Genomic DNA, 6,743 nt, shown 5'->3' with positions numbered 1-6,743 from the left:
TGAATATTTCTTTCCTATAAAAGGGTGTTAAATTTCATTTTATGTAAGCAAGAATGAAAATTTCTGAGAAAAATCTAGATTACAGTGAAATTAATTTAAAATTAGCCTTTTATCATTTAAAGACATCTGTTATAATTGTCATCACATCTTGATGCAGGATAGCTGATTTAATGCAAGGCGTTTTAGCAGTATCGAGACGTGGTTTCAACATGAAAATTTCTACTATATAAAGAAAAAGGATGCCAGTTCCTCTCTTAGCAGTTTGCTTTTAACGAATCGCTAATTATCTGTAGAACGAAAGAAACGTTCAGAAAACTAGAGGAATGGTATACGGCTTGAAAATGGGTATGAATTTTTCTTTTAAGAAAAATTGATTCTATAAATATGAAAAAGGATGCCAGTTCCTCTTTTAGCAGTTTGCTTTTAACGAATCGCTAATTATCTGTAGAACGAAAGAAACGTTCAGAAAACTAGAGGAATGGTATACGGCTTGAAAATGAGTTCAAATTTTTCTAACAGAAAAATTTTTACTATATAAAGAAAAAGGAGAGAATAAGTATGACGATTTATAATTTTTCTGCAGGTCCCGCAGTACTACCGAAAGCTGTGTTGGAGATCGCACAGTCCGAGATGCTTGATTACAAAAATAGCGGCATGTCGGTGATGGAGCTGAGTCATCGTTCCTCCTTGTTTGAAGAAATCATTCAATCAGCTGAAAGCTTGCTGAGAGAATTGATGGCGATCCCAGACAATTACAAGGTCTTATTTTTACAGGGCGGTGCGAGCTTGCAATTTACGATGGTGCCTTTGAACTTGGCGCAGGGCAAAAAAGCCTTGTATGTCAACACGGGTTCTTGGTCGAAAAAAGCCATCAGTGCAGCCAAAGCGCTGGATAATGTCGAGGTGGAAGTGATCGCCTCTAGTGAAGATAAGAATTTTACTTACATTCCAGAAATGCCGTCAGCTGTCGATCAAGACGCAGCCTACGTGCATATTACAACGAATAATACGATCGAAGGAACGGCGTTTGCCAAGATTCCGAACTTTGGCAAGGTGCCGGTTGTGGCGGATATGTCATCGAACATTTTAGCCAATGACTATAAAGTAGAAGACTTTGGCGTGATCTATGCTGGGGCACAGAAAAATATCGGCCCGGCTGGATTGACTGTCGTGATCATTCGTGAAGATTTGCTCAATCAAGAAGCGATCTTTGCGCCGATGCTGGATTATGCGTTGCAGGCGAAAAACAATTCGCTATATAATACACCGCCGACTTACAGCATCTATATCGCGAAATTAGTCTTTGAATGGGTGAAGGCTCAAGGCGGCGTTGCGGGTATTACGCAAAAGGATCAGCAAAAAGCGCAGCTATTATATGACGCGATCGAAAAATCTAGCTTATTTACCAGCCCAGTAGAAAAGGGCAGTCGTTCAATTACCAATATTCCGTTTGTCACAGGCGATGAAGCGTTAGACAAAGCCTTCAACCAAGCGGCTTTAGCGCAAGGCTTTGAGAATTTGAAGGGTCACCGTTCCGTTGGCGGAATGCGGGCAAGTCTTTACAATGCTTTTCCCGTCGAAGGTGTCGAAGCGCTGGTAGCATTCATGGCGCAGTTTGAAAAGGAAAATGGAGGGAATTAAATGTTTCAGATCAAAACATTCAACGCGATCGCCCCTGAAGGGATGGAGCGTTTCGATAAAGAAAATTACCGCATCAATGAAAGCGAAGAACCAGACGGCATTATTTTGCGCAGCCAAAAGCTGCATGACTACGATTTTCCTAAAACCGTCTTAGGCGTTGCGCGGGCAGGTGCTGGGACCAACAATATTCCAGTCAAAGAATGCACAGAAAAGGGCATCGTCGTCTTCAATACGCCGGGTGCCAATGCCAACGCGGTAAAAGAATTAGTGGTAGCGAGCCTGCTGCTATCTGTTCGCCCGATGGTCCAAGGAATCAGCTGGGTGCAAACCTTAGAAGGCGATAATGTCGATGAACAGGCTGAAGCGCAAAAGGCGCAATTTGCCGGAACAGAATTAGAAGGCAAAAAGCTGGGTGTCATCGGCTTAGGTTCGATTGGCGCGATGGTAGCCAACGACGCGTACCGTTTAGGAATGGAAGTTACCGGCTACGACCCATACGTTTCTGTCGATACGGCTTGGAGCATTTCTCGTCGGGTGAAACGGGCGAAGGATTTGAAGGAAGTCTTGACTAACTGTGATTTCGTGACGATCCACGTACCGTTGACTGACAGCACACATCATTTAATCGGTACCGAAGAATTGATGCAAATGAAGAAAACTGCGCATTTATTCAATTTTGCCCGCGGCGAGATCGTGGATACCGATGCGGTCGTGAAGGCTGTGAACGAAGAGCGAATCGCTGGGTTTACGACTGACTTTGCGGAGGAAAAGCTACTCCACAATGATAAAATTACTGTGCTGCCGCATTTAGGCGCATCAACAGAAGAAGCAGAAGTGAACTGCGCGAAAATGGCGGCGCGCGGCTTGAAGCGTTTCTTAGAAACAGGTGTCATTAAACGTTCGGTTAATTTCCCAAATGTGGAAATGGCCTTCGATTCACCTTACCGCATCACCATCATCAACCGGAACGTGCCGAATATGTTGGGATTGATCGCATCAGAGATCGCTTCTTTAGACGTCAATATCGACAACATGGTCAATCGCGGGAAAGACGATCACGCTTATACGCTGGTGGATGTTTCTGAGACCGATCCAGCTAAGATCGATGCGATCGTGGAGCAATTAAGCAAAAATGACGGCATCGTCCGTGTTCGCGCTATCAAGCGGGATGAGGAGAGTGAATTCTAATGGTTCAAGTTCATCCATTTAAAGGCATTCGCCCAGCTAAAGAATTGGCGGACAAAGTAGCCGCTTTACCTTACGACGTTGTGAATTCGCAGGAAGCCAAAGACTTCGCGGCGGATAATCCTTACAGCTATTTTCATATCGACAAAGCAGAGATCGATCTGCCAGCGGACCTTTCACCCTATGATGAACAGGTCTACCAAAAAGCGGCGGATAATCTAGCGATGTTTTTAGAAAAGGGCTGGCTGTTCAAAGAGGACGCTGCCTACTTCTATCTCTACGAATTGGTGATGGACGGCCGCAGCCAAACAGGGATCGTGGCTTGTACCGCAATCAGCGATTATATCGATGAAAAAATCAAGAAGCACGAATTTACCCGTCACGAAAAAGAAATCGATCGGATGAACCATATCCGTATTTGTGACGCCAACACTAGTCCGATCTTTCTGAGCTACCGACCACAAGCCGCGATCCAGACGATCATCAAGGATTGGCAAACGACCCATGCGCCGGTTTATGATTTCACCAGCTATCACGAGGTGACTCATCGTGTTTGGGTAATCGATCAGGCCGAAGCGATCGAAAAATTGACGACACTATTTACCGAAGTGGACGCCTTATATATCGCAGACGGCCATCATCGGACCGAATCAGCAGTGAAGATCGGCTTGGAAAAACGTGAGTCCGGTGAACAAAATCCGGAAACAGAACAATTCCTGTCAATCATCTTCCCAGAAGATGAACTGGCGATCTGGGAATACAACCGCGTGCTGAAAACAGCGCCGCCAGCCGATTTCACGGATCGTTTGAAGGAGAACTATCAAGTTACGAAAACCGGCATCAAAAAGCCTGAAAAAGCCGGCGACTGCCAGTTATACGACGGTACTGCCTGGTATACCTTAACCATCAAACCAGATAAGGTACCGAATGATCCGGTAGAAAAACTAGATGTGGCACTCTTGCAAAAGTACGTGCTGGAGGATATCTTCGGCATTGACGACATTCGCACCGATAAACGGATCGATTTTGTCGGCGGGATTCGAGGCACCGAGGAGCTGGAAAAATTAGTCGATTCCGACGAGTGGAAACTAGCCTTTTCGATGTATCCAACCCAAATGACCGATCTATTAGACGTAGCCGATGCCAAGAAAATCATGCCGCCCAAGTCAACCTGGTTTGAACCAAAATTACTAAGCGGACTATTCCTGCACGATTTAGAAACAAAATAGATAGTGGAAGCCCCTCGAAAAATTTCGAGGGGCTTTTTTAATGCGTTGGACGCGTAATTTAAGCGAAAACAAAAAAAGAGGAATCGTTTTTCTACTATCCCTCTCATTTCATTCGTCGTATAAGCAACTTTTTACCGTATACGACGAACTTTGGTTTCTAACTCCGATTTTGAGGTATCCTAACAGTAACTTAACTATTAGGAGGAATTACATTATGGCAGGAGCAATTACAGTCACACCCGAACAGCTGAAATCACAGGCGAAGGTCTATCAACAAGCCTCAGCTCAAATAGAGGACGCGATCCGCAAAGTCAATTCAATGAACCAAACGATTTCCCAACAATGGCAAGGGGAAGCCTTCCGAGCATACTTGGAGCAATACAACCAATTAGAAGGCAACGTGAAACAAATGGAAGAATTGCTGGAAAGCATCCATGGACAACTAAACAAATACGCGGATACCGTAGCAGAGCGCGACCGCCAAGATGCTGGATCATTCGGCTTAAATTAATCAAACATGAGAGCATCAGTACATTGCGTGCTGGTGCTTTTTTCAAAAAGGAGTGAAAGAGATGGCTGGTGGAGATATAAAAAGTAATTTAGGAGAGGCTCAGCAACATGCTAGTGCATTGAAAAGCGCAGTTGGGATGTTAGGACAAGGAAGTACTGCATCTAGCGATTCTCAAACAACCGTAGCTGGTAATTCAGATGCGCAACAAGCGATCGCTTCCGTATCAAGTGCTGTAGCAAGTGTGACCAGTGCAATAAATAATGCTTCAGGAAATATCAATAGCGTCGCTAAAAATTTTAAAGCACTTGATGATGCTGGTTCCCAGATGTTTAATCGGAGGACGTTCTAATGTCAGAAGATAAGTTATCGAAGCTGCAATCAAAAGAACGAGAACTTGTGCGAAAGACCGAGCAGCTGCAAGCAGAAGAACGACAAGTCCATCGGGTCAAGGAAGGTTACGTCGATCATTTTCGCCGTTCTCAGCATTTCTTTTCTGATTTGCAGGAGCATTTTCGCAAACATGAAGGAAGTCGTCGCTTTGAAGAACTATCCATCGAGTTTCGACGTCAGTCAAATAAATTGATGGAGGGCTTTGAAGCCGGAAGCCAAGCACTCAAAAAAGAACGACGACAACATGAGGATGCGTTAGATGATGTTTTGCGAAGTAAACAACGCCTACGACAAAAAGAGAAGGAGTCTGATCAATGAGCGGAATCGAAATGTACGTTGGAAAATCACAATCACAAGCGTCCAGTGTTAGCGCGATGTGCAAGAGTAAGACGGCTGGTTATAAGCAGCTGCAAACAGCGATTAATGGGTTTATCAATAATAGTCCTGGCTTAACTGGTCAAACCTATAATTCTGCGAAAAGTTATTTTTCTGCCGTCCTTTTACCATTGGTCAAAGGTGCTGAATTGTTAACGGAGGCAGTAGAGGAAGCGTGCAAGAAGTTTCCAGAACAATATGTTTCAGAGGTAGACAGTGCTGATCTGAAGGAATCGGAGCTTGAGCAAAAAATCCAACAAGCCAATCGATTGATTCAACAATCAAAAAATGCCTATGATAACTTGAACCGCTTGGATCTTCCAGCAAATATAAAAGCACCAATGATGTCTACGGCGACTCTAACGCAAATGTTTCAAAAAACAGCAAAAGATGAGTTAGAAAAGAAGCTGCAAAAACTCCGCGCATTTGATGCAAGCTCACCATCTATTTTCTCAGAGATATCGGCGTTGGAACAAGCGGTCAAACAAGGGGCAGCACAAGCAGGAAAAAGCTGGAATAGCGGCACAGGAACCTTTACGATTCCCAGTGATGCGGAAATGGGCTGGGCTAAGTCCATCGAGCAACGACGCTTTGCTAAAGAATATGGCATCGAACGACCTGCCGGAATGAGCGATAAGGAGTACGAGGTCTATCTCACAAAGATGCAGGCGCAAGAAAAAGATTTGCGAGTAAAAGACGGCTGGGATAAATCTGCCATCAAGGCGTATTTCCAAGAAGCCAATAAACAAACAAAAGATTTATCTGCGGCGAATGCGATGAAGAAAGTAGCAGAGATGTATGGACAGACTCGATTAGCAGGCTCTGATCTCTTCATACAAATGTGGAATGCTTGGGATACTGGGACTCAGTTTGATGCAGAACGCAAACTGAATGTACTGTTAAATATTGTACAAGTGACGAGTACCTTACCAAATGATCCGAAAGCAGTTGCTGATTTGCTAAGCCGATTCGATAAAAAACTAGCTCCAGATAATAAGTTTTGGCGTGATTTAGCGAACGAGGTACAAAAGGCTTTCCCAGAGCCCAATCCATTGTCAGGAGAGTTTGGGAAACAAATCAATAATCTTCGCTATGTTATTTCTGCACAACAAGCACAGTATGTTCGTGATAACTTTAAGGGAGCTACCGATCAAGAGAAGCTGGCGAAATTTCTAAGCGGCTGTAAAGACTATAATTTATGGGAATCAGATCGTCTGCATCAGAAAAAAGCTGATAACGGAAAAGGAGATTGGCCAGATGGTTATGAAGGCGGAAATATAAAAATTGTTGTTGATTTTAATAGTGAATTCATTTTGAATGGTAAGGGCAGATTTCAAAATGTTATCGATCCGGAAGGTGCTAGTGAGAATGGCGTTGTTAATGGAGCAAGCTTTAATTATGCGAATAAGAAT

General features: G+C 43.9%; 7 protein-coding genes. All 7 read left to right on the top strand.

From position 1 onward, the window contains the following. The first annotated feature begins 558 nt into the window (after positions 1–558). Positions 559–1,641 (top strand): 3-phosphoserine/phosphohydroxythreonine transaminase, encoded by a 1,083-nt coding sequence (gene serC / locus A5875_RS19250; protein WP_088935189.1) that lies wholly within the window; start codon positions 559–561, stop codon positions 1,639–1,641. Then, positions 1,642–2,829, top strand: coding sequence for a 3-phosphoglycerate dehydrogenase family protein (locus A5875_RS19245; protein WP_088935188.1), 1,188 nt, complete (start codon positions 1,642–1,644; stop codon positions 2,827–2,829). Beyond that, positions 2,829–4,055 carry a DUF1015 domain-containing protein gene (locus tag A5875_RS19240; RefSeq protein WP_088935187.1) on the top strand — a complete coding sequence of 409 codons (1,227 nt, stop codon included), beginning with the start codon at positions 2,829–2,831 and terminating at the stop codon, positions 4,053–4,055. The genes A5875_RS19245 and A5875_RS19240 overlap by 1 nt, the downstream gene beginning before the upstream one ends. A gap of 214 nt (positions 4,056–4,269) precedes the next feature. Beyond that, on the top strand, positions 4,270–4,566 hold the full coding sequence (locus tag A5875_RS19235) for a WXG100 family type VII secretion target (protein WP_010742512.1): 297 nt from the start codon (positions 4,270–4,272) through the stop codon (positions 4,564–4,566). Positions 4,567–4,627: 61 nt separating this feature from the next. Then, positions 4,628–4,915, top strand: coding sequence for a TIGR04197 family type VII secretion effector (locus tag A5875_RS19230; protein WP_088935186.1), 288 nt, complete (start codon positions 4,628–4,630; stop codon positions 4,913–4,915). Beyond that, positions 4,915–5,274: a DUF3958 family protein gene (locus tag A5875_RS19225; protein WP_088935185.1), complete on the top strand. Its 360-nt coding sequence runs from the start codon at positions 4,915–4,917 to the stop codon at positions 5,272–5,274. The genes A5875_RS19230 and A5875_RS19225 overlap by 1 nt, the downstream gene beginning before the upstream one ends. Next, positions 5,271–6,743: DUF3114 domain-containing protein (locus A5875_RS19220; protein ID WP_088935184.1), on the top strand; the 1,473-nt coding region annotated here is incomplete at its 3' end. The genes A5875_RS19225 and A5875_RS19220, both read left to right, overlap by 4 nt.

Source organism: Enterococcus sp. 3H8_DIV0648 (assembly GCF_002140655.1).
Taxonomy (GTDB): Bacteria; Bacillota; Bacilli; order Lactobacillales; family Enterococcaceae; genus Enterococcus_A; species Enterococcus_A hulanensis.
This window is presented reverse-complemented; position numbering and strand designations above follow the sequence as displayed.

Coding starts and splice junctions, on each gene's coding strand:
- serC (WP_088935189.1), top strand. CDS start 559: ATGACGATTTATAATTTTTCTGCAGGTCCCGCAGTACTACCGAAAGCT.
- A5875_RS19245 (WP_088935188.1), top strand. CDS start 1,642: ATGTTTCAGATCAAAACATTCAACGCGATCGCCCCTGAAGGGATGGAG.
- A5875_RS19235 (WP_010742512.1), top strand. CDS start 4,270: ATGGCAGGAGCAATTACAGTCACACCCGAACAGCTGAAATCACAGGCG.
- A5875_RS19230 (WP_088935186.1), top strand. CDS start 4,628: ATGGCTGGTGGAGATATAAAAAGTAATTTAGGAGAGGCTCAGCAACAT.
- A5875_RS19225 (WP_088935185.1), top strand. CDS start 4,915: ATGTCAGAAGATAAGTTATCGAAGCTGCAATCAAAAGAACGAGAACTT.
- A5875_RS19240 (WP_088935187.1), top strand. CDS start 2,829: ATGGTTCAAGTTCATCCATTTAAAGGCATTCGCCCAGCTAAAGAATTG.